This window comes from Sphingobium salicis subsp. salicis (assembly GCF_049472635.1).
GTDB classification, from domain to species: domain Bacteria; phylum Pseudomonadota; class Alphaproteobacteria; order Sphingomonadales; family Sphingomonadaceae; genus Sphingobium; species Sphingobium yanoikuyae_A.
This window is the reverse complement of sequence record NZ_JAYRCS010000001.1, coordinates 255,614-277,232: the sequence shown is the minus strand read 5'-3', so window position 1 is coordinate 277,232 and position 21,619 is coordinate 255,614. Positions and strand designations below refer to the sequence as shown.

At 66.0% G+C, this 21,619-nt stretch carries 26 protein-coding genes and 1 riboswitch; of the genes, 10 read left to right on the top strand and 16 right to left on the bottom strand.

Going from position 1 to position 21,619, the window contains the following annotated elements:
* Nucleotides 1-9 precede the first annotated feature (9 nt).
* Nucleotides 10-119, bottom strand: a riboswitch (TPP riboswitch).
* 83 nt (nucleotides 120-202) lie between these two features.
* Both VHN57_RS01345 and VHN57_RS01340 read left to right on the top strand, forming a co-directional pair.
* A complete protein-coding gene (locus VHN57_RS01345; RefSeq protein WP_083575487.1) occupies nucleotides 203-877 on the top strand; it encodes a glutathione S-transferase family protein in 675 nt (224 codons plus the stop codon).
* 4 nt (nucleotides 878-881) lie between these two features.
* Nucleotides 882-1,520 (top strand): hypothetical protein, encoded by a 639-nt coding sequence (locus tag VHN57_RS01340; RefSeq protein WP_278987517.1) that lies wholly within the window; start codon nucleotides 882-884, stop codon nucleotides 1,518-1,520.
* 244 nt (nucleotides 1,521-1,764) lie between these two features.
* Here the strand turns inward: VHN57_RS01340 and VHN57_RS01335 are convergent, their stop codons facing one another.
* Nucleotides 1,765-2,061, bottom strand: coding sequence for a hypothetical protein (locus tag VHN57_RS01335; RefSeq protein ID WP_423282419.1), 297 nt, complete (start codon nucleotides 2,059-2,061; stop codon nucleotides 1,765-1,767).
* Between the two features lie 34 nt (nucleotides 2,062-2,095).
* On the opposite strand from VHN57_RS01335, the gene VHN57_RS01330 reads away from it, so the two are divergent.
* The gene (locus tag VHN57_RS01330) at nucleotides 2,096-2,863 is read left to right on the top strand and encodes an IS5 family transposase (RefSeq protein ID WP_278987515.1); all 768 of its coding nucleotides are present in this window, start codon (nucleotides 2,096-2,098) and stop codon (nucleotides 2,861-2,863) included.
* Nucleotides 2,864-3,263: 400 nt separating this feature from the next.
* On the opposite strand, the gene VHN57_RS01325 is transcribed toward VHN57_RS01330, so the two are convergent.
* From VHN57_RS01325 to VHN57_RS01290, 8 genes are all read right to left on the bottom strand, one after another.
* Complete coding sequence (locus tag VHN57_RS01325; protein ID WP_423282417.1) at nucleotides 3,264-3,575, bottom strand: YdeI/OmpD-associated family protein; 312 nt, start codon at nucleotides 3,573-3,575, stop codon at nucleotides 3,264-3,266.
* A 30-nt stretch (nucleotides 3,576-3,605) separates the two neighbouring features.
* Nucleotides 3,606-4,133 carry a DUF2239 family protein gene (locus VHN57_RS01320; RefSeq protein ID WP_423282415.1) on the bottom strand — a complete coding sequence of 176 codons (528 nt, stop codon included), beginning with the start codon at nucleotides 4,131-4,133 and terminating at the stop codon, nucleotides 3,606-3,608.
* Between the two features lie 67 nt (nucleotides 4,134-4,200).
* Nucleotides 4,201-4,977 (bottom strand): exodeoxyribonuclease III, encoded by a 777-nt coding sequence (xth, locus tag VHN57_RS01315; RefSeq protein WP_004211011.1) that lies wholly within the window; start codon nucleotides 4,975-4,977, stop codon nucleotides 4,201-4,203.
* A 71-nt stretch (nucleotides 4,978-5,048) separates the two neighbouring features.
* Nucleotides 5,049-5,375: an iron-sulfur cluster insertion protein ErpA gene (gene erpA / locus VHN57_RS01310; protein ID WP_004211010.1), complete on the bottom strand. Its 327-nt coding sequence runs from the start codon at nucleotides 5,373-5,375 to the stop codon at nucleotides 5,049-5,051.
* Nucleotides 5,376-5,457: 82 nt separating this feature from the next.
* Complete coding sequence (locus tag VHN57_RS01305) at nucleotides 5,458-6,186, bottom strand: M23 family metallopeptidase (protein WP_004211009.1); 729 nt, start codon at nucleotides 6,184-6,186, stop codon at nucleotides 5,458-5,460.
* Nucleotides 6,187-6,295: 109 nt separating this feature from the next.
* Nucleotides 6,296-7,105 (bottom strand): ferritin-like domain-containing protein, encoded by an 810-nt coding sequence (locus VHN57_RS01300; RefSeq protein WP_278987774.1) that lies wholly within the window; start codon nucleotides 7,103-7,105, stop codon nucleotides 6,296-6,298.
* The gene (gene bcp, locus VHN57_RS01295; protein ID WP_278987772.1) at nucleotides 7,102-7,563 is read right to left on the bottom strand and encodes a thioredoxin-dependent thiol peroxidase; all 462 of its coding nucleotides are present in this window, start codon (nucleotides 7,561-7,563) and stop codon (nucleotides 7,102-7,104) included. The genes VHN57_RS01300 and bcp overlap by 4 nt, the downstream gene beginning before the upstream one ends.
* A complete protein-coding gene (locus VHN57_RS01290; RefSeq protein WP_278987771.1) occupies nucleotides 7,556-10,249 on the bottom strand; it encodes a bifunctional [glutamine synthetase] adenylyltransferase/[glutamine synthetase]-adenylyl-L-tyrosine phosphorylase in 2,694 nt (897 codons plus the stop codon). Before VHN57_RS01290 ends, bcp begins: the two co-directional genes overlap by 8 nt.
* 86 nt (nucleotides 10,250-10,335) lie before the next feature.
* Here VHN57_RS01290 and VHN57_RS01285 point away from each other — a divergent pair, with 86 nt between their 5' ends.
* Both VHN57_RS01285 and VHN57_RS01280 read left to right on the top strand, forming a co-directional pair.
* Nucleotides 10,336-10,527, top strand: coding sequence for a hypothetical protein (locus VHN57_RS01285; RefSeq protein WP_270092435.1), 192 nt, complete (start codon nucleotides 10,336-10,338; stop codon nucleotides 10,525-10,527).
* A gap of 84 nt (nucleotides 10,528-10,611) precedes the next feature.
* The gene (locus VHN57_RS01280) at nucleotides 10,612-10,920 is read left to right on the top strand and encodes a hypothetical protein (protein WP_287430991.1); all 309 of its coding nucleotides are present in this window, start codon (nucleotides 10,612-10,614) and stop codon (nucleotides 10,918-10,920) included.
* Nucleotides 10,921-10,926: 6 nt separating this feature from the next.
* On the opposite strand, the gene ypfJ is transcribed toward VHN57_RS01280, so the two are convergent.
* Nucleotides 10,927-11,820, bottom strand: coding sequence for a KPN_02809 family neutral zinc metallopeptidase (ypfJ, locus tag VHN57_RS01275; RefSeq protein ID WP_214866031.1), 894 nt, complete (start codon nucleotides 11,818-11,820; stop codon nucleotides 10,927-10,929).
* A gap of 152 nt (nucleotides 11,821-11,972) precedes the next feature.
* Between ypfJ and VHN57_RS01270 the strand changes: the two genes are divergently transcribed.
* The 4 genes from VHN57_RS01270 (at nucleotide 11,973) to VHN57_RS01255 (ending at nucleotide 15,811) form a co-directional block, all read left to right on the top strand.
* A complete protein-coding gene (locus VHN57_RS01270; RefSeq protein WP_004210996.1) occupies nucleotides 11,973-13,151 on the top strand; it encodes a patatin-like phospholipase family protein in 1,179 nt (392 codons plus the stop codon).
* Nucleotides 13,148-13,939, top strand: a complete 792-nt coding sequence (locus VHN57_RS01265; protein ID WP_278986554.1) for a 3-hydroxybutyrate dehydrogenase — start codon at nucleotides 13,148-13,150, stop codon at nucleotides 13,937-13,939. The genes VHN57_RS01270 and VHN57_RS01265 overlap by 4 nt, the downstream gene beginning before the upstream one ends.
* Before the next feature lie 94 nt (nucleotides 13,940-14,033).
* A complete protein-coding gene (locus tag VHN57_RS01260) occupies nucleotides 14,034-14,900 on the top strand; it encodes an SDR family NAD(P)-dependent oxidoreductase (protein WP_278986553.1) in 867 nt (288 codons plus the stop codon).
* The gene (locus tag VHN57_RS01255) at nucleotides 14,897-15,811 is read left to right on the top strand and encodes an LLM class F420-dependent oxidoreductase (RefSeq protein ID WP_278986552.1); all 915 of its coding nucleotides are present in this window, start codon (nucleotides 14,897-14,899) and stop codon (nucleotides 15,809-15,811) included. Before VHN57_RS01260 ends, VHN57_RS01255 begins: the two co-directional genes overlap by 4 nt.
* On the opposite strand, the gene VHN57_RS01250 is transcribed toward VHN57_RS01255, so the two are convergent.
* Nucleotides 15,808-16,338 (bottom strand): hypothetical protein, encoded by a 531-nt coding sequence (locus VHN57_RS01250; protein WP_278986551.1) that lies wholly within the window; start codon nucleotides 16,336-16,338, stop codon nucleotides 15,808-15,810. The two genes, VHN57_RS01255 and VHN57_RS01250, sit on opposite strands and share 4 nt — an antisense overlap.
* 208 nt (nucleotides 16,339-16,546) lie before the next feature.
* Here VHN57_RS01250 and VHN57_RS01245 point away from each other — a divergent pair, with 208 nt between their 5' ends.
* A complete protein-coding gene (locus tag VHN57_RS01245) occupies nucleotides 16,547-17,968 on the top strand; it encodes an APC family permease (RefSeq protein ID WP_278986549.1) in 1,422 nt (473 codons plus the stop codon).
* Nucleotides 17,969-17,972: 4 nt separating this feature from the next.
* Here the strand turns inward: VHN57_RS01245 and VHN57_RS01240 are convergent, their stop codons facing one another.
* The 5 genes from VHN57_RS01240 to glmM form a co-directional block, all read right to left on the bottom strand.
* Nucleotides 17,973-18,611 carry a L,D-transpeptidase family protein gene (locus VHN57_RS01240; protein ID WP_048939017.1) on the bottom strand — a complete coding sequence of 213 codons (639 nt, stop codon included), beginning with the start codon at nucleotides 18,609-18,611 and terminating at the stop codon, nucleotides 17,973-17,975.
* 79 nt (nucleotides 18,612-18,690) lie between these two features.
* Nucleotides 18,691-19,290, bottom strand: a complete 600-nt coding sequence (locus VHN57_RS01235; RefSeq protein WP_278986547.1) for a ribonuclease HII — start codon at nucleotides 19,288-19,290, stop codon at nucleotides 18,691-18,693.
* Nucleotides 19,283-20,044 carry a bifunctional hydroxymethylpyrimidine kinase/phosphomethylpyrimidine kinase gene (thiD, locus tag VHN57_RS01230; protein ID WP_125997715.1) on the bottom strand — a complete coding sequence of 254 codons (762 nt, stop codon included), beginning with the start codon at nucleotides 20,042-20,044 and terminating at the stop codon, nucleotides 19,283-19,285. The genes VHN57_RS01235 and thiD overlap by 8 nt, the downstream gene beginning before the upstream one ends.
* A complete protein-coding gene (locus VHN57_RS01225) occupies nucleotides 20,041-20,265 on the bottom strand; it encodes a DUF1272 domain-containing protein (RefSeq protein ID WP_010337632.1) in 225 nt (74 codons plus the stop codon). Before VHN57_RS01225 ends, thiD begins: the two co-directional genes overlap by 4 nt.
* The gene (glmM, locus tag VHN57_RS01220; protein ID WP_423282407.1) at nucleotides 20,265-21,605 is read right to left on the bottom strand and encodes a phosphoglucosamine mutase; all 1,341 of its coding nucleotides are present in this window, start codon (nucleotides 21,603-21,605) and stop codon (nucleotides 20,265-20,267) included. The genes VHN57_RS01225 and glmM overlap by 1 nt, the downstream gene beginning before the upstream one ends.
* Nucleotides 21,606-21,619: the final 14 nt, after the last annotated feature.

Below are 21,619 nucleotides of genomic sequence, written 5' to 3'. Positions count from 1 at the left end.
GGGACGACGGACCTGCCGCCTTGCCCTCCCTACGCCGGTATCAGCCGGATCAGGTTCAGCGGGTCGTGGTCTGCTGACCACCTCTCAGCCGCGCATGAGCGGCCCCCCGGGGATGGCCGCCCCTTAGGCGTTTCGACGCGAAGTGGAAAGCCCTCTCTATCGGCTCTCGACTTATCGAAGCCCGCCCGGCTAAGACATGGCCATGATGAAGCTGTTCATTGGCAACAAGGCCTATTCGAGCTGGTCGCTGCGCGGCTGGCTGGCGTGCAAGCTCTCCGGCCTTCCGTTCGAGGAAGTGGTGGTCCCCCTCTATGACGAGGAATGGGAAAAGCGTCGCGAGGGCGATGAGTTCGCCCCCTCCTCCGGCAAGGTGCCGATCCTGTGGGATGGCGACGACATCGTCGTGTGGGACAGCCTGGCCATCGTCGAATATCTCAATGAAAAGGCCGGGGGCGACCAGTTCTGGCCGACCGATCCGGGCGCCCGCGCCATGGCCCGCTCGATGGCGGCCGAAATGCACAGCAGCTTCGCCGCGCTCCGCCGCGAGCACAGCATGAACATCCGCCAGATCTATGATCCGGTCCCGCCGTCGGAGGCCGTCGCCCACGACATCAGCCGGATCATGCAGCTCTGGGCCCAGGCCCGCGCCCGCTATGGTGGCGAGGGCGACTTCCTGTTCGGCGAGTTCGGCGCCGTCGACCTGATGTTCGCGCCGGTCGTTACCCGCTTCATCACCTATCAGCTGCCGGTCGCCCGCTTTGCCGAAGCCTATATGCGCGCGATCATCGCCCATCCCTGGATGCAGGAATGGATCGGCGAGGCGCAGGCCGAGGAATGGGTGATCGACAAGTTCGAAGTCCCGCCCCAGACGGCCTGACCCGATGAGCGACAGCCCCGAAGCCAAGCAGGAGACCCGCAAGGAGGAAGCCGCCCGCATCCGCCGTCGCTGGATCACGCTGGGTGAGTTGCTGGCGGTGGCGGCGGTGCTGATCTCCGCCCTCACCCTCTATCTCAACTGGGCCGACAAGAAGGACGAGCGCGCCAGCAAGGCCGCCGAAAGCAGCAAGGCCTCCGCCCGCGCCGCCCGGCTGGTGCTCAACGCCGCGGCCGATGGCGACAGCCGCCTGACGCTCAAGCCCGCCGACCCCGATCAGCTGGTGCAGAGCCAGACCATCCATTTCCCCAGGGCGCTCGGCATCGCCCCGGTCGACACGACCGGCGAACCGCGGATCGAGGCCGGCTGGTTCGAGGATGCGCTGAAAAAGGCGCGCAATGCCGCCAAGCTGCCCGACGACAGCATCGGCGACGAGAAACTGCCGGTGACCATCGTCACCCAGTTTGTCGTCAATGGCGACACCCACAGCGATTCCGCCGTCTACGACATCGGCTATGGCATCGCCGGCAAATGGTTGTCCGGCCACAAGCTGACCCTGCGCGGCCTCTCCCTGGTCAGCCACGCCGAGGGCGCTGACGCCCAAGCCAAGATCGACGCCCGCTGGGCGCGCCAGACGAAACGCTAAGGCCGCACGGCCACGTTCAGGCAGGCGACAAGCGACCAAGAGCAGCGGTAAAATCCTCCCCTGCAAGGGGAGGGGGAGCACGAAGTGGTGGAGGGGTATCACCCTATTGAGAGGGTGATATCCCTCCGTCTGGCCTACGGCCAGCCACCTCCCCTTGCAGGGGAGAATGGTCCGAAAGCGACCAACTTGCGACCATAGCAACGGCCTGTAAGCATGTCCAAGTGCAGACGTCTAGGTCGTGAACTCATAAATGATCGGCGGCTTCAAACCATATGACGGATGCAGCGGCGTCTCGTTCTGCCGCTGAAAGCGATGGGTAACGGCCGGAATACTCACCGATCCAGAGCCCGCCTTCAACGGGAGCGTTGAGATCGTCCGACGACGGCTCGTAGTATCGTTGCCATTTTTCCAGACGGAATTTGATGTGCCATTCAGCGTTCTGGGCGAACGATCGCGCTTCCCGGTCGCTCGGACTTAGCGCGCGCTTGATGACCCGCCATCCGTCATCGTGCTGCTTTTCTGTAATCTGCATGACGGACATTCCATCATCCAAATGTTTGTGATTCAAGCGATCAATGAGCCGATATGACCTGACCGACTTTGAATGGCGCGTTATCGAACCGCTTCTACCCAACAAGCCGCGAGGAGTGCGTCGGGTCGATGATCGTCGTGTGCTGAACGGTATCTTCTGGGTGCTGCGCTCAGGAGCACCATGGCGCGACCTGCCCGAGCACTACGGCCCGCGAACCACCTACTACAACCGTTTTGTCCGATGGCGAAAATCAGGCGTGTGGGATCGGATGATGGACGCCATCACCGCCGCTCACGACGGCGACATCCAGATGATCGACAGCACTTCCGTTCGCGCCCACCAGCAAGCCGCGACGGCAAAAAGGGGGGATCGAGATCATTGTCTCGGTCGTTCCCGAGGCAGGCTCACGACGAAAATCCATGCGGTCGTCGATGGACAAGGCCTCCCGATCCGACTGAGCCTTACCGCCAGGCAAAGCCATGACGGCCAAGCCGCTGACGCACTGCTCGACCATGTTGGCGCCGGAACAATCGTGCTGGCGGACAAGGCATACGAGGCCGATCGCATCCGGGCGTTCGTCCGCGAAAAAGGAGCGTTTGCCAACATTCCGCCAAAGGCCAATCGACGGTCGAAACCATACTTCAGCACGTGGCTCTATCGCGAGCGCAACCTAATCGAGCGCTTCTTCTCCAAGCTGAAGCACTTCCGCCGCGTCGCCACCCGATACTACAAGTTGGCCGAGAACTTCCTAGCGATGGTCCAGTTGGCTTCGATGCGGCTTTGGCTCCGCGTTTATGAGTCTACGGCCTAGCTTTTCCGGGTATAGCGCGGGTCAGATTTCGGAAACCTTTGCTGTCAAAGCGCTTTCAGTAGGAAGCGGCCCAGGCCGGAGCTCTGCTGCGAGTGGGTCTGGCGTGGGAAATGGTGAAACTGCCGCCCCAAATCACCCAAAATTTGGCTAAAAACCTAGCTTTCTTATCACCCCTTCAGTCGCCTTCGTAATGACGAGGTTGGCTTTGACCGGCAACGACCAGAAGTGGACATTCCTCCCCGGAACGGGGAGGTGGCAGCGCGAAGCGCTGACGGGGGGGGGCAGGTGCCTCTTAGCGCTGCGCTATCCGGCCTGTGCCCCTCCACCACTCGCTACGCGAGCGGTCCCCCTCCCCATGCCGGGGAGGAATGTCTTGTTCCCACCCAACCCCCACGCCGGCCTAGCGCCGCTTCCTCTTCCCCTCGATCAGCACCGCCTGCTGCCAGCGGCTCGGCACCTTGTCGGTGCGGTGGATGCAGCCGGCCCAGCAGCAGGGCCGCTTCTTGCCCTCCTGCAATTCCTCGACAGTGCGTGCAATGCGCCGCGCGCGGGTTGCGGCCTGCTTGGCATCCTCGACCCAACAGATGAACTCGTTGCGGCCAAGCGGCGTCAGCCCCTGCCACAGCGCGAAGATGCCGGCATCGGCCCGGATCGCCGCCTGCATGTCGTCGGCCGCCTTATGCACTATGCCCTGAAGGAAATCGTCCGCCATCCAGCCTCTCCGATCATTGCGATGCGCAGGCTAGGCGGAAAAGGCCGGCTCCGCCAGCGCCAGACCATGCGCCCGGATCGCGCCGGGCCAGCCTTCCGCCGCTAGGTCGAACGCCGCCCTGTCCCTGGCATAGAGCGCGCGGATCGCCGCTTCATAGCCGGGCCGGTCGCCCGCCATCGCGGTCAGGAAATGATAGGCCGCGTCCATCGCCGCGCGGGGCGACGGCTTGTCCGCACTCGCCTTCACTGCGTCCTCCACCAGCTGGCGCAACGTGGCGGAGGCGCCGCGCGGCTGCGCCGCCAGCCAGTCCCAATGGCGCGGCAGCAGGGTGATCTCGCGCGCCTGCACCCCCATCTTGGGTCGCCCCCGCCCCCTTGGCCCGGCACGCGGCGCCGCATCGGCCTGCAGGTCGATATCCACCTGCCGCCCGGTGCGATCGTCGAACAGCAGGATATTCTGCGCGTCATCCCCCATGGCGCGCAGCGCCGCGCGCACTTCATCCTCGTCGCCGGTCGCGATCCAATAGTCGCCCGAAAAGGCCGTCAATGTGCGGTCCATGCCGAATCTCCTTCGACACGGGATTTATTACCCGGATATAATAGAGTCAATAATATCCGGATTAAATTCAGATATCGCGCAGTTCGACCCAGGTCGGCGCATGGTCGCTCGCCTTTTCCCGGCCACGAAACGCCTTGTCGACCTGGGCATCAACCAGCCGGTCGGCCGCCGCCGGGCTCAGCAGCAGATGGTCGATGCGGAAGCCCGCGTCGCGCGGCCAGGCTCCGGCCTGATAGTCCCAATAGGTCCACACGCCCCCGGCCGGATGGCGGGTCAGGATCGAATCGGTCCAGCCGTCGCCCAGCAGCCGGCGATAGGCCTCCCGGCTTTCGGGCTGCATCAGCGCATCGTCCGCCATCGCCTTGGGCGAATAGATATCCACGTCGCGCGGGATGACATTATAGTCGCCGGCCAGGATGGCGGGCACTTCCTCCGCCCAGATTTCCGCCGCCCGTTCCCGCAGCCGCTTCATCCAGCGCAGCTTGTAATCGAATTTCGGCCCCGGCTGGGGATTACCGTTGGGCAGGTAGATGCTGGCGACCCGCACCCCCTTCACATCGGCTTCCAGATAACGGCTCTGCTCGTCCTCGGGCTCGCCCTCCAGGCCGCGGCGTACCTCCACCGGCTGGTCGCCGCGCGCCAATATGGCCACGCCGTTAAAGCCCTTCTGCCCGTGCCAGATCACGCCATAGCCGGCATCCTCGATATCCTTGACCGGGAAGGTCTCGTCGGACGTCTTGATTTCCTGCAGGCAGGCGATGTCGGGCCGGGTCTCGTCCAGCCATTCCAGCAGGCGCGGCAGCCGCGCCTTGATGCCGTTGATGTTGAAGGTGGCGATACGCATAATGGACCTGTCTCTTTCGCTGTCCACCTCCCTTTAGAGAAGTGGGCTGCGTCTACAAGCCAATGCGCCGATCAGACCGAGAAGCTGGTGCCGCAACCGCAACCGGCGGTCGCGTTGGGATTGGTCACCTTGAACGCCGCGCCGCCCAGGTCCGACACGAAATCGACCGCGGAGCCGCGCACCAGATCCAGGCTGACATCGTCCACCACCAGCGTCACGCCATCGCGCTCCACCGCCAGATCCTCGGCCTCCACCTGCTCGGCTAGGCCAAAGCGATATTGGAAGCCCGAACAGCCGCCGCCTTCCACGGCCAGCCGCAATATGGCGGGCTTGCCCTGCTTGGCGGCGATCGCCGCGACGCGCGCGGCAGCGGAGGGGGTGAGGTCAATATCGGCCATGGCGCCTAGATAGGATCAAGCAAAAGCCCCGGCAACCCATGGGCGCCGGGGCTTTGGAAAAGTCGGGATCAAAAGCGGTCGATCAGTCGACGGCCTTTTCGTCCGCCTTGGTCGGGCCGCCCATGGCGACCGGCGGCTTGGTGTTCATCGCGATCAGATAGTCGGGACCGGCGACGAACGGGATCGGGTTGATCGCCGCGCCATCGACGCGAACTTCATAATGGAGGTGGCTGCCGGTCGAACGGCCGGTCGACCCCATCAGGCCGATCACCTGACCGCGATGGACGTAGCTGTTGGGCGCAACCAGCAGCTTGGACATATGGCCGTAGCGGGTTTCCATGCCATTGCCGTGCGATATCTGGACCAGGTTACCATAACCGCTGGCCCAGCCGGCGCGGCTGATGATGCCATCGGCGGTCGCGTGGATCGGGGTGCCGATCGGGCCGGGGATATCGATCCCCTTGTGCATGCGGGCGCTGCGGTTGAACGGGTCGGAACGCACGCCGAAGTTCGAGGTCAGCGACAGCTTCTCGACCGGGCGGCCCGAGGGGATATAGGCCGCGGTCTTGGCGTTGCCGTCCATGCGCTGCAGGCTGGAGAAGATGTTGGAGAAGCCGACATCGGCCGGGCCGAGCGCACTGGTATTGATTTCCGAGGCGTCGCCATATGGATCATCTTCATCCTTGGCGTTGGCCGGAGCTGCGGCGCACATCACGCCTACCATGCCGACCATCCCGAAAATCTTGGCCGTCTTGCTGGCCGATTGGAACCAACGCGCACCCAGCGCATTCACAGTACGAAGAATCAACATGCCGACCCCGACTTATGCCCGCGAAGGCTTTTGCCTCTCGTGGGTTCCCCATGTTCAATAAAATGGCGACCTAAATCGCCCCCGCTGGATGCAGACTGCAAATCGCCGCTCAGCTTGCAAGCGCGTCGTAGAAATCCCGCGTCAAACCGGCCTGCCGACGCGCCGAGTCGTTGAACGGTGGCTTAACGCTTCCCCGAAAATGGCGTTTCACAAGGATTTGGTAATGTTTGACGGGGTCTAGGCCCAATCGGTTCGTCGCCTGGTTGAACCATGTCGTCCCGGCCGACACATGGCGAATCTCATCCGTCATGATCCGCTGCAACATCCTTGCGGATATATGGTCGCCCACCCCCTCGAACCGCGCGATCGTCGATGGCGTGATGTCCAGTGCCCGCGCCTCCAGCACCATCGGCACCACGGCCAGCCGCGCCAGCGCATCGCCCGCCGTCTCGCTCGCCGCCTGCCACAGCCCGTCATGCGCGGGCAACGCGCCATAATGGCTGCCCAATTGCCGCAGCCGCCGGTCGAGCAGCGCGAAATGCATCGCCTCGTCCGCGCCGACCCGCATCCATTCATCGGTGAAGCCTGCCGGAAATTCGCCGCCAAAGCGCCCGATCAGGTCGAACGCCAGGTCGATCGCGACAAACTCGATATGCGCCAGCGCGTGCAGCATCGCGATCCGCCCGCGATCCGTGCCCATCTTGCTGCGCTTGGGCATTTGCCCCGGCGGCAGCAGTTCGGGCGCATCGGGCCGGGCCGGCCGATCGGGCATCGCCACGTCGAACCGATGCACCAGCCGGCCCAGTCGCCAGCTACGCGCCACCGCCCGCGCCGCCATCAGCTTGGCGGTCGGATCGGCGATATGGAGCACATGGGCGCACCCCGCGCCCACGGAATCGATGGCAGGTGGCAGGATCAAAGCGCCTTCGCCGCCTCCAGCACCTCGGCGGCATGGCCCTTGACCTTCACCTTGGGCCAGACCCGCACGACCTTGCCGTCTGCGTCCGCCAGGAAGGTCGCCCGCGCGATCCCCATATATTGGCGGCCATAAAGCGACTTTTCGACCCAGGTGCCGAACGCCTCGCAGGCCGTGCCCGGCTCGTCCGACCCCAGCGTCACCGCCAGCCCATATTTGTCGCCGAACTTCTTGAGCTTGGCCGGCTTGTCCTTCGACACGCCGACCACCGCCACGCCCAGCGCCGCGAAGTCGCTCGCCAGTTCGGTGAAATCCTTCGCCTCGCTAGTACAGCCGGGCGTATCCGCCTTGGGATAGAAATAGACCACCACCGGCTTGCCGCGATAGCGCGCCAGGCTGAAATCGGCGCCATCCGCATCCTTCAGCGCCACGTCGGGCAGCATCGCTCCCTGTTCAAGCATCTTGATCCTCCTGATAGGGCGCGGCCAGTGCGCGCCATGCGTCGCCGACGCTTTGCCGGGCCTTGGCATAGCTTTCAAGCAGCGCGTCCCAATCGGCCGCGCCACAGGCCCGCGCCACCAGCGGCCGGGTCGCCTCTGGCGGCTCGGTCGACTTGGGCGATACCAGCCGCGACACGATCAAGAACCGGGTGATCAGCTCCTGCGCCGGGATCAACGCGGCAGGCAGATGGCCGGCCGCCACCAGCTCGGCCAGCGCCTCGCCCAGATCCGGGTCGAACCCCAGGCGATAATGGAACTGGCTGATGTGGATCAGGAACTCGATGTCGACCAGCCCGCCGGGCACCAGCTTGACGTCCAGCTCGCTTGCCGGCGGCTTGTGCCGGGCAATGTCGCCACGCATCTTCACCGCCTGCCGCGCCAGTTCGTCGAAGTCGCGCGGCCGTTGCAGCGTCTCGGTCAGGATCGCCTCCAGCGCGCTACGCGCCTGCGCCGATCCGAACACCGGCCGCGCCCGAGTCAGCGCCAGATGCTCCCAGGTCCAGGCTTCCTCGCGCTGATATTTGGCGAAACTGTCGAGGCTGACCGCCAGCAGCCCCTGCGCGCCCGACGGCCGCAGCCGCGTATCCACCTCATAAAGCGGCCCCGCCGCCGTCGATACCGACAGCGCATTGGTGATCCGCTGGCCGAGGCGGTTGAAATATTGGGTAGCGCCCAACGGCCGCGCCCCATCCGATTCCGCCAGAAAATCACCGGTGAAGAGGTAAACTAGGTCCAGGTCCGATGCGTGGGTCAGCACCCCGCCGCCCATCCGCCCCAGCGCCAGGATCACCATCTCGCCGCCCGGCACCTTGCCATGCGCGCTCTCGAACTCGGCCACGGTGGCGCCCGCCAGCGCCTCGATCGCGGCTTCCGCCACCCGGCCATAACCGCGCCCGGCCTCCAGCGGATCGCCGCCCCGCACGATCTGCACGCCCAGCGCGAAGCGGCGATCATTCACCCGCTGCCGCACCCGGTCGAGCAGCGCCTGATAATCCTCGCCCGCCTCCAGCGCGGAAAATTGCTGCGCCAGGACATCGACCGGCGGTACTGGGTCAAAGGCCGACGCATCGATCAGCCCTTCGAGCAGCTCGACCCGGCGGCTCAGCACATCGGCCAGCGCGGGCGCATGGCTCAATATCTCCGCCAGCAGTTCGACCAGCCCCGGCCGCGCGCCCAGCAGCTTGAAGAAGTTGATCGCGCTCGGCAGCCGGCCGATCATGTCGTCCAGCCGGTTGAGCGCCCGGCCCGGATCGGGCGCGGTGGCGAGCGCGGGCATCAGCACCGGCAACAGCCGCTCCAACGCCTCGCGCGACGCGCCGCTGCGCAGCGAGCGGATCGTGCCGTCGCGCCAATGGGCGACCCGCGCCGCCGCCCAGTCGGCATCGGCAAAGCCCATCTCCTTGAGCTGCGCCTTCAGCCTGTCCTCGTCATGCGACAGGCTGCCATCGTCGGGCGCGGCGGTCAGCCGGTCATAATTGGCGCCGACCCACTCGACATGGGGCCGCAGCAGGTCGAGCAATGCCGCCCCGTCCGCCAAGCCATGCAGGCGCGCAACATTGTCGAGCGAGTCCGGGTTCTTGGGCAATTCATGGGTCTGGCGATCCTCGACCATCTGCAGGCGATGCTCGATCGTGCGGAACAGGATATAGGCTTCGTCCAGCCGCGCGGCCACCTCCGCCTCGATCACCCCCGCCGCCGCCAGCGCCCGCAGCGCCGTGCGCGTATGGCCCGACCGCAATGACGGGTCGCGCCCACCATGGATCAGTTGATGGACCTGGGCGAAAAACTCCACCTCGCGAATGCCGCCGCGCCCGCGCTTCAGGTCATAGCCCGGCCCGAACGCCTGCCCCTGCGCATAATGGTCGCGGATGCGCCGGCTGATGTCGGTGATCGCGTCGATCGCCCCGAAGTCCAGGCTGCGTCGCCACACGAAAGGACGGATCTGGCGCAGAAAATAATCGCCCAGCGCCATCTCGCCCGCCGCCGACCGGGCGCGGATGAAGGCCGCCTGTTCCCAGCCCATCGCGGTCGATTCATAATAGCCGATCGCCGCCTCCACCGGCAGCGCGATCGGCGTCGCTTCGGGGGATGGCCGCAGCCGCAGGTCGACGCGAAAGACATAGCCATCGCCATCGCGCGCATTGAGGATTTCGCTGACCCGCCGGCCGATCCGCACCGCCGCGTCCGCCACATCCTCCCGCTCGCCATGCGGCAGGGTGGTGGGGTCATAGAGCAGGATCGGGTCGATATCGGACGAGTAGTTGAGTTCGCGGCTGCCATGCTTGCCCAGCGCCAGCACGACGAAGCCCTGTGGCACGGCATCTGGATAGCGTTCGGCGAAGGTCGCCCCCAGCGCCTCCTCCAGCGCCTGGTCGGCAAAGTCGGACAGGGTGCGGGTCACCCGGTCCATGTCCCAGGCCCCGGCCAGGTCCGCCGCCGCCGTCACCAGCGCGATCGCGCCGCGCCGCCGCCGCAGCGATTTGGCCACGCCATCCTCCGGCACGCCCTGCGCCTGCGCCGCCGCCATCGCCGCGTCGAAATCGCCCGCCGCCAGCAGCGCGACGACCGCCGGATAGCGGTCCATCTGCCGCGCCAGAAAGGGCGAATGCGCGCGTATCCGCGCTTTCAGGTCGATCCAGTCCGTCACGCTTCCGTCTCCTTGTTGACGGCGATATCGCGTCCGAATGCGACGAAATCCAGAAACTTTTGGCTTACATGGCCGTTCTGTCTCTCATGGAAATGCAGCGCAAACCTCTTGGCCGATCGGCACCGGGACGGGACAGCGGCGGCGGTCGCGTCGTCAATGTCGCCCTGCCCCTGCCCTATGAAGGCGTGGGCAAGGCGCTGCGGTCCAGCTTCTCCGCGCAGCGCGACACTCTGCCGGACGATATGCTGGCGCTGCTGGCGAAGCTTGATCAGCATTAACCAATAAAGCGCAGACATTTTTTCATGTCTTGCCGCTAAGGCCCGAATCTCTTTCCATTTTCAGGCGGGAATGCGGGTCAATCGATGATGTACAAGGTCTTTGCCGGCGGCACGCTGGTGGTCGCACCGATGATCGTCCTGGCGCTGCAGAATTTCGCGCCGCATCAGCAGCCGGTCGCCCAGCCGGCAGCTACTCCTGCTGCAATGGACGTAGCGCCAGCGGCCGTGGCGCCACCACCGCCCGCCCCTATCGCATCGCAGAGCTACGTCGCCCCTCCCGCCGGAGAACCGGTAGCAGACGCCGGCCAGCCCAGCATGGGCCTCGCCCACACGGCTTCCGCTCACCCCGCCGTCTCGCCCGAACAGAGCGAGCCGGCGCCCGATTCCCTCTGACCGGCGTTACAGCGTCCCCTTGAACGTATCGCATTGGGCCGGATCGCCACTGTCCAGCCCCTTGCGCAGCCAGCTCATGCGCTGCTCGCTGGTGCCATGGGTAAAGCTTTCGGGCACGGGCCGCCGCCCGGCCGACTTCTGCAGCGTATCGTCGCCGATCGACTGCGCCGCCTTCATCCCCTCTTCCAGGTCGCCCGGCTCCATCAGGCCCGTGCGCTTGGCCCAGACGCCGGCATAACAATCGGCCTGCAACTCCACCTTCACCTGCAATGCATTGCCCTGCGCCTCGCTGACGCGGCGCTGCTGCTGGTTCACCTGGCCCAGCGTGCCTTCCAGATCCTGGACATGATGGCCCACCTCATGCGCGATCACATAGGCCTGGGCGAAATCGCCCGGCGCGCCGAAGCGATCGCGCAATTCGGTGAAGAAATCGGTGTCGAGATAGACCTTCTGGTCGTTGGGGCAATAAAATGGCCCCATCGCGCTCTGTGCCGCGCCACAGCCCGACGTGCCGCTCTGCGCATAGAAGGACAGGATGGTCGGCTGATAGGTCTGGCCGGCTTCCTTGAAGATCTGCCCCCAGACCCGCTCGGTCGATCCCAGCACCTTCAACGACCAATGCTGGATTTCGGTCAGCTTGCTCGCATCCTGGCTACCCGCCGGCGCGCTCTGCGGCGCCTGCTGCTGCACGCCGCCACCCCCGCCTAGCAGGCTGAGCGGATTGACGCCCATCACCGCCAGGATGATCAGCACAACGACGATGCCGCCACAGCCGAAGCGACTGCCGATCAGCGGCAGCAGCAATCCCAGGCCGCCCATCCCGCCGCCGCCGCCGAAACCGCCGCCGCGTCCGTCCTGCACCTCGAAATTGCTGCTTTCCTGTTCGTCGTCGAGCCGCACCCTGGCCTCCCTCGCATCCTGTTCCCGTGCCTACTGCATAACCGGCTGGCTGCAAACCATCGGCTGACGATGCACGTTCCATCGACGGGAACGAGTTTGTTACGAGACATTAAGTTGGAATGGCCGGACCAAAACCTATATTGCAGTGCGACATGGCCGACACCGAATCCCGACCGCGCCGCCGCGCCACCACGCCCCTCCCCCTCCCCCGCGAAGTCGCATTGCTGTTGCAGGGGGGCGGCGCGCTCGGCTCCTTCCAGGCTGGCGTCTATCAGCGGCTCGATGAACTGGGGGTCGATGTCAGCTGGGTCGCGGGCATTTCGATCGGCGCGGTCAATGCCGCGATCATCGCTGGCAATCCACCGCACCGGCGCCTGAGCCAGCTCAAGAAATTCTGGCTGACCGTCTCGGGCGGCATGCCCAACATGATCCTGCCGGAAATCGACCATATCCGCGAGGCCGCCCATCTGATGGCCGCCGGCACGGTCGCGACGCTGGGCGTGCCGGGCATGTTCCGCCCGCGCCTGTGGCCCGCGCCGCTGATGCCCGAAGGATCGGCCGGCGCGATCAGCTTCTATGACAGCGCGCCCTTGAAGGACACGCTCGACGCCTGTGTCGACTGGGATCTGCTCAATGACGGGCCGGTCCGCCTGTCGGTCGGCGCGGTCGATGTCGAGACCGGCAATTTCGCTTATTGGGACACGCGCGGACCGGGCGGCAACACCCGCATCGACGCGCGCCATATCATGGCCTCGGGCGCGCTGCCGCCGGGCCTGCCCCCGGTCGAGATCGATGGGCGCTGGTATTGGGATGGCGGCATCGTCTCCAACACGCCGCTCGCCCATGTGCTCAACCACCAGACCGACGACATGCTCGTCTTCCAGGTCGATCTCTTCCCGGCCGAAGGGCCGATGCCGCGGCAGATGACCGATGTTTATTCGCGCATGAAGGACATCCAGTATAGCAGCCGCACCCGCCAGGTGACCGACCAGTATCTGCGCCTGCGCCGCGAGCATGGCGCGATCAAGGCGCTGCTCGACAAGCTGCCGCCCGAACTGCAGGACGGGCCGGAGGCGCAGAAGCTGCGCGACATGCTCGATGGCGGATCGGTCAACATCGTCCACCTCATCTACCGCACCCGCGCCTGGGAAAGCGGCGCGAAGGATTTCGAATTTTCCCGCGCGACCATGCTCGACCATTGGAGCCAGGGTCGCGAGGCGGTGGAAGAAGTGATGCACAAGGGCGACCTCATCGCCCGCAACATTCTCGACGGAAAGAGCGCGACCTTCGATCTCGACGCGCCGGATCATCTCAAGGAGAAAATGGCATGAGCAAGTCCCTCGCTGGCAAGACCGCCCTGATCACCGGCTCCACCTCGGGCATCGGGCTTGGCTATGCCAAGGCGCTGGCCGGCGAAGGCGCCAATGTCGTGATCAACGGCTTTGGCGACGCGGACTCGATCGAGAAGGAGCGCTTGGGCCTCGAAGCCCTCTCGGGCGCCAAGGCGCTCTACAGCGGCCATGACCTGACCAAGGTGGACCAGATCGAGGCGATGATGAAGGAAGCGGCCGATGCCTTCGGCGGCGTCGACATCCTCATCAACAATGCCGGCATGCAGCATGTCGCCCCGGTCGAGGAGTTCCCGCTCGACAAATGGGACCTCATCATCGCGCTCAACCTCAACGCCGCCTTCCACACCACGCGCCTTGCCATTCCGTACATGAAGGACAAGAAGTGGGGCCGGATCATCCAGACCGCCTCGGCCCACTCGCTGGTCGCCTCCCCCTTCAAGAGCGCCTATGTGACCGCCAAGCATGGTCTCAACGGCTTCACCAAGACGGTCGCGCTGGAAGTCGCTACCTTCGGCATCACCGCCAACTGCATCTCGCCCGGCTATGTCTGGACCCCGCTCGTGGAAAACCAGATTCCCGACACGATGAAGGCGCGGAACATGACCCGCGAGCAGGTGATGAACGACGTGCTGCTCGCCGGCCAGCCGACCAAGCAGTTCGTCACCGCCGAACAGGTCGCCGCCACTGCCCTCTATCTCTGCAGCGACGCCGCCGCCCAGATCACCGGCGCCAATCTCTCGATCGACGGCGGCTGGACCGCCCAATAAGCGCCATCGCCCGGTCGATATGACCGGGCACGCGATTGACTCCCCTTCCCCCTTGGCCGCGAACTGACGGTCAAAAGGGGAAGAGGATCGCGCCATGGCGCCAGACCAGTGCCGCATCACCGATCAGGTCGCCATCGTCACCGGCGGCGGCGCGGGCATCGGCCGCGCCATCGCGCTCGCCCTGGCGGAGGCCGGCGCCGACGTCGTCATCGCCGACATCCTCCCCGAACGCGGCGCGGAAGTGGCGGCCCGCGTTGCGGAGCATGGCCGCGCCTGCCTCGCCATCCCGACCGACATGGCCCAACCCGATCAGGTCGCGGCGATGGTCGACGCGGCCCAGGCCCGCTTTGGCCGGATCGACATCCTCGTCAACAATGTCGGCGGCGTCAGCCGGAAGGCCTTTCTCGACCAGAGCCAGAATAGCTGGCGCCGCCATATCGACCTCAACCTCGTCTCGATGCTCGCCGCCACCTCGGCCGCCGTGCCGCACATCATCACGGGCGGGCGCGGCGGCGCCATCATCAACGTCTCCAGCATCGAAGGATCGCGCGCTGCGCCGGGCTATGCCGTCTATGCCGCGTGCAAGGCGGGGATGAACAATTTCACCCGGACCATGGCGCTGGAGCTGGCCGATCATGGCATCCGCGTGAACGCGATCGCGCCCGATTTCACGACGACGCCGGGCACGCGCGGCAATCCCCGCGGCCCTGTCGATGAAGCCACCTGGTTCCCCGTGCCCCCCGCCATGGCCGATGCCACCGCCCGCCGCATCCCGCTGCAACGGCCCGGCATCGACAGCGAATGCGGCCAGGCCGCCCTGTTCCTGGCCTCGCCGATGAGCAGCTACATCACCGGCACCATATTGCCGGTCGACGGCGGCAGCTGGGCCTCGTCCGGCTGGGTCCGCAATGCCGCCAGCCAATGGGTGCTGGTCGAACCGCATGGAGTGTCCGACGCATGAAGATCAACGTCCCCCTGCCCTTCGACCATGCCGATCTGCCCGACGAGTTCGGCACGATGGCGGCGGTCGCGGAAATCGGCCGCACGATCGAGCAGGCCGGCTTCCACGCCGGCCTCGTCACCGACCATCCGGTGCCCACCGGCCGCTGGCTCGACGCCGGTGGCCATCACGCCCAGTCACCCTTCGTCATGCTGGCCCTGCTCGCCGCCCACACCACGACCCTGCGGCTGCAGACCGGCATCCTCGTCCTGCCCTATCGCAATCCCTTCATCGTCGCGCGCGATATCACCACGCTCGACGCCTTCGCCGGCGGCCGGGTAACGCTCAGTGTAGGCGCGGGCTATCTCAAGGGCGAATATCGTGCGCTCGGCGTCGATTTCGACCAGCGCAACGAGTTGATGGACGAATATCTGCGCGCCATCCGCGCCGCCACGACCGGTGAGGAGTTCGCCTTCGAAGGCACCGGCTATCAGGCGTTCGGCAACCGCATCATCCCCGGATCGCCGCAAAAGCCCGGCCTGCCCCTCTATGTCGGCGGCAATGCCAAGCGCGCCATCCGCCGCGTGGTCGATCTCGCCGATGGCTGGAACCCCTTCTTCACCGCCGGTGGCGGCGTCAACAGCGCCACCACCCGCACCGCCGCGATGGAGAATGAGGCCGATCTTCAGGCCGGCATCGCCTATATGCGCGACTATGCGGCACAGGTCGGCCGCACAAACCTGCCCGACGTGATCCTGGGCGGCGTCAACAAACCGGGCGAGGATCTCTCCAACCAGCAGATCGTCGACCGCATCGGCACCTATGCGGAATTGGGCGTCACCGCCTGCGGCATCACGGTCAGGGGTCGCAGCCGTTCCGAATGGTGCGACAATGCCGCCCGCATCGGCGAAGAGGTGATCGCGAAAATCTAGGGAACGCCGATCACCGTTTCGGGCTGCTCGGGATAGGCGCGCAGCAGCGCGTTGCACAGCGCCATGGCAGCACTAGCCCGCTTGTCGGCCGGGCGCACCGTTACCGCACTGCCGCTCCAGATCACCGCCGCGTCGCCGCGCCGATGCAGGCGCATCTCCAGCTCGGTGCGCTCCAGCGCCACATGGCGCGTCTTGCCGGATGGCACCGCCAGCGAGAAGCTCGATCCCACCGCGCCCGACACGCCGCCGGGCATCAGGTCGGAATTGCTCTTCTCGACCTTGCCGGTCCCGGTCCCGACCTCGGACGCCCGGATCACCAGTTCCATGACCAGCGCGGCATGGCCATCGTCCAGCAAGGTGAAGCCCTTGTCCGACAGGGCCAGGGTGGCCGCATCGACAAAGGCGTCGGCCGCGCCCGCCTGCCCGCTCGCATCCTCCTGCATGGACACAGATATGGTGCCGCCGCTCGGCACATCCGCTGCCGATGCCATCGCCGGCAGCAGCATCGCCGCTGCAACCATCAGCATGGATCGCGCCCATTTCCGCGCGCCAGGCAATCGCTTCTGATCCATCAAGGCTCGATCATCCATCCCAAGCCGAACAGGTCGGCGGCCAACACCCCCATGCCTAGCCCAGCGGCGACACGCCGACAATCGCGCGCCCTCACCGGTCCGCCGGTCCAATCTCACACGATATTCATTTGCCTTCCCGCGCACGGCATGACAGCGGCGGAGCATGACGAACCGATCGCCCCGCCATCCGCTCCTGATCGCGCTGCTGCGCTGCAAGCCGGTGCTCGACTTCATCGGCGATGATCCCGATACGAAACCACTCGCCCGCAATATCGGCTTGTTCCAGCTGACCATGCTGGGCGTCGGTGCGACCATCGGCACCGGCATCTTCGTCGCCCTGACCACCGCCGTGCCCGAAGCGGGGCCGGCGGTCACCCTGTCCTTCGTCATCGCCGGCATCACCGCCGCGCTCACCGCGCTCTGCTATGCCGAAATGGCCTCGGCCGTGCCGGCGTCGGGCTCCTCCTATTCCTATGCCTATGCCACCATGGGCGAACTTGCCGCCTTCCTGATCGGCAGTTGCCTGCTGCTGGAATATGGCGTCTCCGCCTCCGCCATCGCCGTGGGATGGGGGCAATATCTGAACGAGCTTCTCTCGATCAGCACCGGCTGGCGCCTGCCCGACATCATCGCCCGGCCACCCGGTGCGGGCGGTATCGTCAACCTGCCCGCCGTGCTGCTGGTGGGCCTCTGCCTCATCCTGCTGCTGCGCGGCACGCGGGAATCGACCACCGCCAACGCCATATTGGTGATCGCCAAGCTCGCCGTGCTGGCGCTGTTCGTGGTGGTCGCGCTCGCCCATTTCCAGCCGACCAACTTCCACCCCTTCGCGCCCAAGGGCATGGCCGGCATCGGCGCTGCGGCCTCCTCCATCTTCTTTTCCTATATCGGCATCGACGCGGTCTCGACCGCCGGCGAGGAAGTGCGCAATCCGCGCCGCGACCTGCCGCTTGCCATCATCCTGTCGCTGCTGATCGTCACCGCCGCCTATATATTGGTCGCGGTCGCGGCGATCGGCGCCCAGCCCTGGACCGAGTTTGCCGGGCAGGAAGCGGGCCTGGCCGTCATCCTCCACAACCTCACCGGCGCGGGCTGGCCGGCGGTGATCCTGTCGCTGGGCGCCATCGCCTCGATCTTCAGCGTCACCCTGGTGGTGATCTACGGCCAGACCCGCATCCTCTATGCCATGGGTCGCGACGGGCTGCTGCCCGCCTTTTTCTGCCGGGTCGATCCGGTGCGCCATGTGCCGCGCCAGAATACGTGGATCGTCGCGATCGGCGTCGCCCTGCTCGCCGCCTTCGTGCCATTGGACGTGCTGGTCAACCTCACCAGCATGGGCACGCTGATCGCCTTTGCCACCGTGTCGATCGGCGTCATCATCCTGCGCCGCACCCGGCCGGACCTGCCGCGCGGCTACAAGGTGCCCTTCTATCCGGTCCTGCCGATCGCCAGCACGCTCTTCTGCGCCTATCTGATCTTCGGCCTGCCGGCCGACACCTATGCGCTGTTCGCGGTCTGGGTTGGTGCGGCGGCCCTGCTCTATTTCGGCTATTCGATGCGGCGTTCGGCACTGGCCCAGCGCTGACCGTTTACCTCCGCGATACCCTCGGCACGAAGATGATCGGGTCGATATCCAGCACCGGCTTTGCCGGGGCCGGCGCAGCGACCTTGGCCATGGAATCCGCCGCCGCCATCTGCTCGATCGGCAGCGAGGGATGCAGCCGATCCCTGGTCACCGTCACCAGCCCACCCAGGCTGGTCATGCCGAACAGCTTCTGGGCAAAGGCATAGGGCAGGCGGATGCAGCCATGGCTGGCCGGATAGCCCGGATTATGCCCGGCATGCAGCGCAATGCCGTCCCAGGTCAGCCGCTGCATGAAGGGCATGGGCGCATTGCTGTAGAGATTGGAGCGGTGCCACTGGTTCTTCTGCAGGATCGGATAGTCGCCGGTCGGCGTGCTGTGCCCGGCCATGCCAGTCGACACGCTCGCCATGCCGACCAGCCGGTCGCCGCTATAGACATGGGCCATCTGCCGATCGATGCTGATGACCAGATGGATCGGCCCGTCGAGCGGCCCGTCCTCCAGCCAGCGATAGCCACCCGGCGCCAGCGCACCAACCTTGGCCGCCGGCCGCGCGCGCTTGACCGGCGCAGCCGCCTGCACCGGCAGCGACAGCGCGCCGACAAGCAGGAACAGGCAGGAAAGGCCGGAACGGGCGAAGGACATGAATCCCTTCTTAAGCATGCGCCACACCCGCGCCAGCCCTCAAATCATCCCCATCCCGCCCCGCGACGGGACAGCATCGTCAGATCAGCAGCAGTTGCGCCACCGGCGAAAAACTGCGCCGGTGCAGCGGCGTCGGCCCATGCTCACGCAGCGCCGCCATATGCTTGGCGCTGCCATAGCCCTTGTTGCTCTCCCACCCATAATGCGGATGTTCGGCGGCGGCCGCGATCATGATCCGGTCGCGCTCTTCCTTGGCCAGGATCGACGCGGCGGCGATCGACAGGCATTTGGCGTCGCCCTCCACCACCGCGGTCGAGGGCCAGCGCCAGTTGGGACAGCGATTGCCATCGACCAGCACATGGCTGCACTCCTGCGAAAGCGCCTCGACCGCGCGGGTCATGGCCAGCATCGTCGCCCATAATATGTTGAGTTCGTCGATCTCGGCCACGCTGGCGATGCCCAGTCCCCAGCACAGCGCGCGGGCCTTGATCTCCCCCTCCAGCGCGGCGCGGCGCTTGGCGGTCAGCTTCTTGGAATCATTGAGGCCCTCGGGGCAATCCTCCTGCCGCAGGATTACCGCCGCCGCGACCACCGGCCCCGCCAGCGGCCCGCGTCCGGCCTCGTCCACCCCGGCGACAAGGCCGGGATGATGGATCAGTTCATGCGCAAAATCAGGCATAGGCGTGGAAGCCGAAGGGATTGCCCATCGGGCCATGGCCCGCGCCAAGCCCCGGCGCCAGCGCCAGTGCCTCGCGCACATATTTGCGGCCACGCTCGACCGCCTCGATCAGGTCCAGCCCCTGCCCCAGACCAGTCGCGATCGCGCTCGCCAGGGTGCAACCGGTGCCATGACTGTGCCGCGTGTCGATCCGCGCATTGCTCCACGCCTTGCGCACGCCCTGCGGTCCGATCAGCCGGTCGGTCAGCATCGGCCCCTCGCCATGGCCGCCCTTGGCCAGCACATGGGTGGCGAAACGGATGGCGATTTCCTCGCCGCCCAGCGCCGCCAGCTCGGGGATATTGGGCGTCACCAGCGTGGCGATGGCCATCAGCCGCTCGAACGCTGCGATGGTCGCGTCGTCGGCCAACGGCGATCCGCTGGTCGCGACCATGACGGGATCGAAGACGATCGGCACATGCTCCAGCAATGCCAGCCGCTCGGCCACCGCTGCCGCCGTCTGCGCCGAACCGATCATGCCGATCTTGACCGCGTCGACGCCGATGTCGCTGATCACGCTGTCCATCTGCGCCAGCACCATCTCGGTCGGCACCGGGTGGACGCCCTGCACGCCCAGCGTGTTCTGCGCGGTGATCGCGGTGATCGCGGTCATGGCATGGCCGCCCAGCAGCGTGACCGTCTTGATATCCGCCTGGATACCGGCACCGCCGCCGCTGTCCGACCCGGCAATGATGAGAATGCGGGGCACGCTCATCCCTTGAACTTGCGCTCCGTGGAGGCGGGGTTGTTCGCCAGCGCCTTGCCCATCCGGGTCGGCCGGTCCATCAGTTCGCCGCCGCAATTGGGGCAGCGATCGTCCAGCGCCTCGGCACAGGGCGCGCAATAAGTGCATTCGAACGAACAGATGAATGCGCCGGGCTCATCGGCCGGCAGGTCGGTGCCGCAGCGTTCGCAATCGGGCCGCATTTCAAGCATCAGGCCGCCGCCTTCTCGACCGCTGCGCAGATGCGCTCGACCACATCCTTGACCTGATCCTCGCGGTCGCCTTCGGCCATGACACGGATCACCGGTTCGGTGCCGGACGGGCGGATGACCAGCCGGCCCGACCCGTTCAGTTCCGCCTCGGCCTGGGCGATCACGCGCTGCACCGTCTCATCCTCCAGCGGCTTGCCGCCGGCGAAGCGGACATTCTTGAGCAATTGGGGCACCGGATCGAACTGGTGCAGCGTCTCGCTCGCCGGCTTGCCCGAGCGGACCAAGGCGGCCAGCACCTGCAGCGCCGCCACCGTGCCGTCGCCGGTCGTCGCATAGTCCGACAGGATCATGTGGCCGGACTGTTCGCCGCCGACATTGAAGCCGCCTTCGCGCATCCGCTCCAGCACATAGCGGTCGCCCACCTTGGTGCGTTCCAGGCCGATGCCCTGCCCGGTCAGGAAACGTTCGAGGCCCAGGTTCGACATGATCGTCGCCACCAGCCCGCCACCGCGCAGCGTGCCGGCGCGGGCGAAATTGGACGCGATCAGCGCCATGATCTGGTCGCCATCGACGATCTGGCCCTTTTCATCGACCACGATCAGCCGGTCGGCATCGCCGTCCAGCGCAATGCCGATATCGGCGCCGGAGGAGACGACCGTTTCCTGGCACAGCAGCGGCGCGGTCGATCCGCAGCCGTCATTGATATTGGTGCCGTTGGGCGTGACGCCGACCGCAACCACTTCCGCGCCCAGTTCCCAGAAGGCCGACGGCGCGACCTGATAGGCGGCGCCATTGGCGCAATCGACCACGATCTTGAGGCCGTCGAGCCGCAGGTCCGCGGGGAAGCTGGACTTGACCGCATGGATATAGCGGCCACGCGCGTCCTCGACCCGGCGGGCGCGGCCGATATCCTTAGACGCAGCCAGCGGCACATCCTGATTCAGCAGCGCCTCGATCATCAGCTCATCCTCGTCCGACAGCTTGTAGCCATCCGGGCCGAACAGCTTGATGCCATTATCATAATAGGGATTGTGGCTGGCCGAAATCATGACGCCCAGGTCGGCGCGCATCGAATGGGCCAGCATGGCGACGGCCGGCGTCGGGATCGGGCCGAACTGGACCACGTCCATGCCAACCGCGGTGAAGCCCGCGACCAGCGCATTTTCGACCATATAGCCCGACAGGCGGGTATCCTTGCCGATCACCACCCGGTGGCGATGGCTGCCGCGCTGGAAATGGGTGCCGGCGGCCATGCCGACCTTCATCGCCAGTTGCGGCGTCATCGGCCACTGGTTGGTGCGACCACGAATACCGTCAGTGCCGAAATATTGTCTGCTCATGCGATCCTGTCCCG

What these genes read in the sequence shown, in the direction of transcription:
- VHN57_RS01345 (WP_083575487.1), top strand. Translation starts at nt 203, where the DNA reads ATGATGAAGCTGTTCATTGGCAACAAGGCCTATTCGAGCTGGTCGCTG.
- VHN57_RS01340 (WP_278987517.1), top strand. Translation starts at nt 882, where the DNA reads ATGAGCGACAGCCCCGAAGCCAAGCAGGAGACCCGCAAGGAGGAAGCC.
- VHN57_RS01335 (WP_423282419.1), bottom strand. Translation starts at nt 2,061, where the DNA reads ATGTCCGTCATGCAGATTACAGAAAAGCAGCACGATGACGGATGGCGG.
- VHN57_RS01330 (WP_278987515.1), top strand. Translation starts at nt 2,096, where the DNA reads ATGAGCCGATATGACCTGACCGACTTTGAATGGCGCGTTATCGAACCG.
- VHN57_RS01325 (WP_423282417.1), bottom strand. Translation starts at nt 3,575, where the DNA reads ATGGCGGACGATTTCCTTCAGGGCATAGTGCATAAGGCGGCCGACGAC.
- VHN57_RS01320 (WP_423282415.1), bottom strand. Translation starts at nt 4,133, where the DNA reads ATGGACCGCACATTGACGGCCTTTTCGGGCGACTATTGGATCGCGACC.
- xth (WP_004211011.1), bottom strand. Translation starts at nt 4,977, where the DNA reads ATGCGTATCGCCACCTTCAACATCAACGGCATCAAGGCGCGGCTGCCG.
- erpA (WP_004211010.1), bottom strand. Translation starts at nt 5,375, where the DNA reads ATGGCCGATATTGACCTCACCCCCTCCGCTGCCGCGCGCGTCGCGGCG.
- VHN57_RS01305 (WP_004211009.1), bottom strand. Translation starts at nt 6,186, where the DNA reads ATGTTGATTCTTCGTACTGTGAATGCGCTGGGTGCGCGTTGGTTCCAA.
- bcp (WP_278987772.1), bottom strand. Translation starts at nt 7,563, where the DNA reads ATGCTTGAACAGGGAGCGATGCTGCCCGACGTGGCGCTGAAGGATGCG.
- VHN57_RS01285 (WP_270092435.1), top strand. Translation starts at nt 10,336, where the DNA reads ATGGAAATGCAGCGCAAACCTCTTGGCCGATCGGCACCGGGACGGGAC.
- VHN57_RS01280 (WP_287430991.1), top strand. Translation starts at nt 10,612, where the DNA reads ATGATGTACAAGGTCTTTGCCGGCGGCACGCTGGTGGTCGCACCGATG.
- VHN57_RS01270 (WP_004210996.1), top strand. Translation starts at nt 11,973, where the DNA reads ATGGCCGACACCGAATCCCGACCGCGCCGCCGCGCCACCACGCCCCTC.
- VHN57_RS01265 (WP_278986554.1), top strand. Translation starts at nt 13,148, where the DNA reads ATGAGCAAGTCCCTCGCTGGCAAGACCGCCCTGATCACCGGCTCCACC.
- VHN57_RS01260 (WP_278986553.1), top strand. Translation starts at nt 14,034, where the DNA reads ATGGCGCCAGACCAGTGCCGCATCACCGATCAGGTCGCCATCGTCACC.
- VHN57_RS01255 (WP_278986552.1), top strand. Translation starts at nt 14,897, where the DNA reads ATGAAGATCAACGTCCCCCTGCCCTTCGACCATGCCGATCTGCCCGAC.
- VHN57_RS01250 (WP_278986551.1), bottom strand. Translation starts at nt 16,338, where the DNA reads ATGCTGATGGTTGCAGCGGCGATGCTGCTGCCGGCGATGGCATCGGCA.
- VHN57_RS01245 (WP_278986549.1), top strand. Translation starts at nt 16,547, where the DNA reads ATGACGAACCGATCGCCCCGCCATCCGCTCCTGATCGCGCTGCTGCGC.
- VHN57_RS01240 (WP_048939017.1), bottom strand. Translation starts at nt 18,611, where the DNA reads ATGTCCTTCGCCCGTTCCGGCCTTTCCTGCCTGTTCCTGCTTGTCGGC.
- VHN57_RS01235 (WP_278986547.1), bottom strand. Translation starts at nt 19,290, where the DNA reads ATGCCTGATTTTGCGCATGAACTGATCCATCATCCCGGCCTTGTCGCC.
- thiD (WP_125997715.1), bottom strand. Translation starts at nt 20,044, where the DNA reads ATGAGCGTGCCCCGCATTCTCATCATTGCCGGGTCGGACAGCGGCGGC.
- VHN57_RS01225 (WP_010337632.1), bottom strand. Translation starts at nt 20,265, where the DNA reads ATGCTTGAAATGCGGCCCGATTGCGAACGCTGCGGCACCGACCTGCCG.
- glmM (WP_423282407.1), bottom strand. Translation starts at nt 21,605, where the DNA reads ATGAGCAGACAATATTTCGGCACTGACGGTATTCGTGGTCGCACCAAC.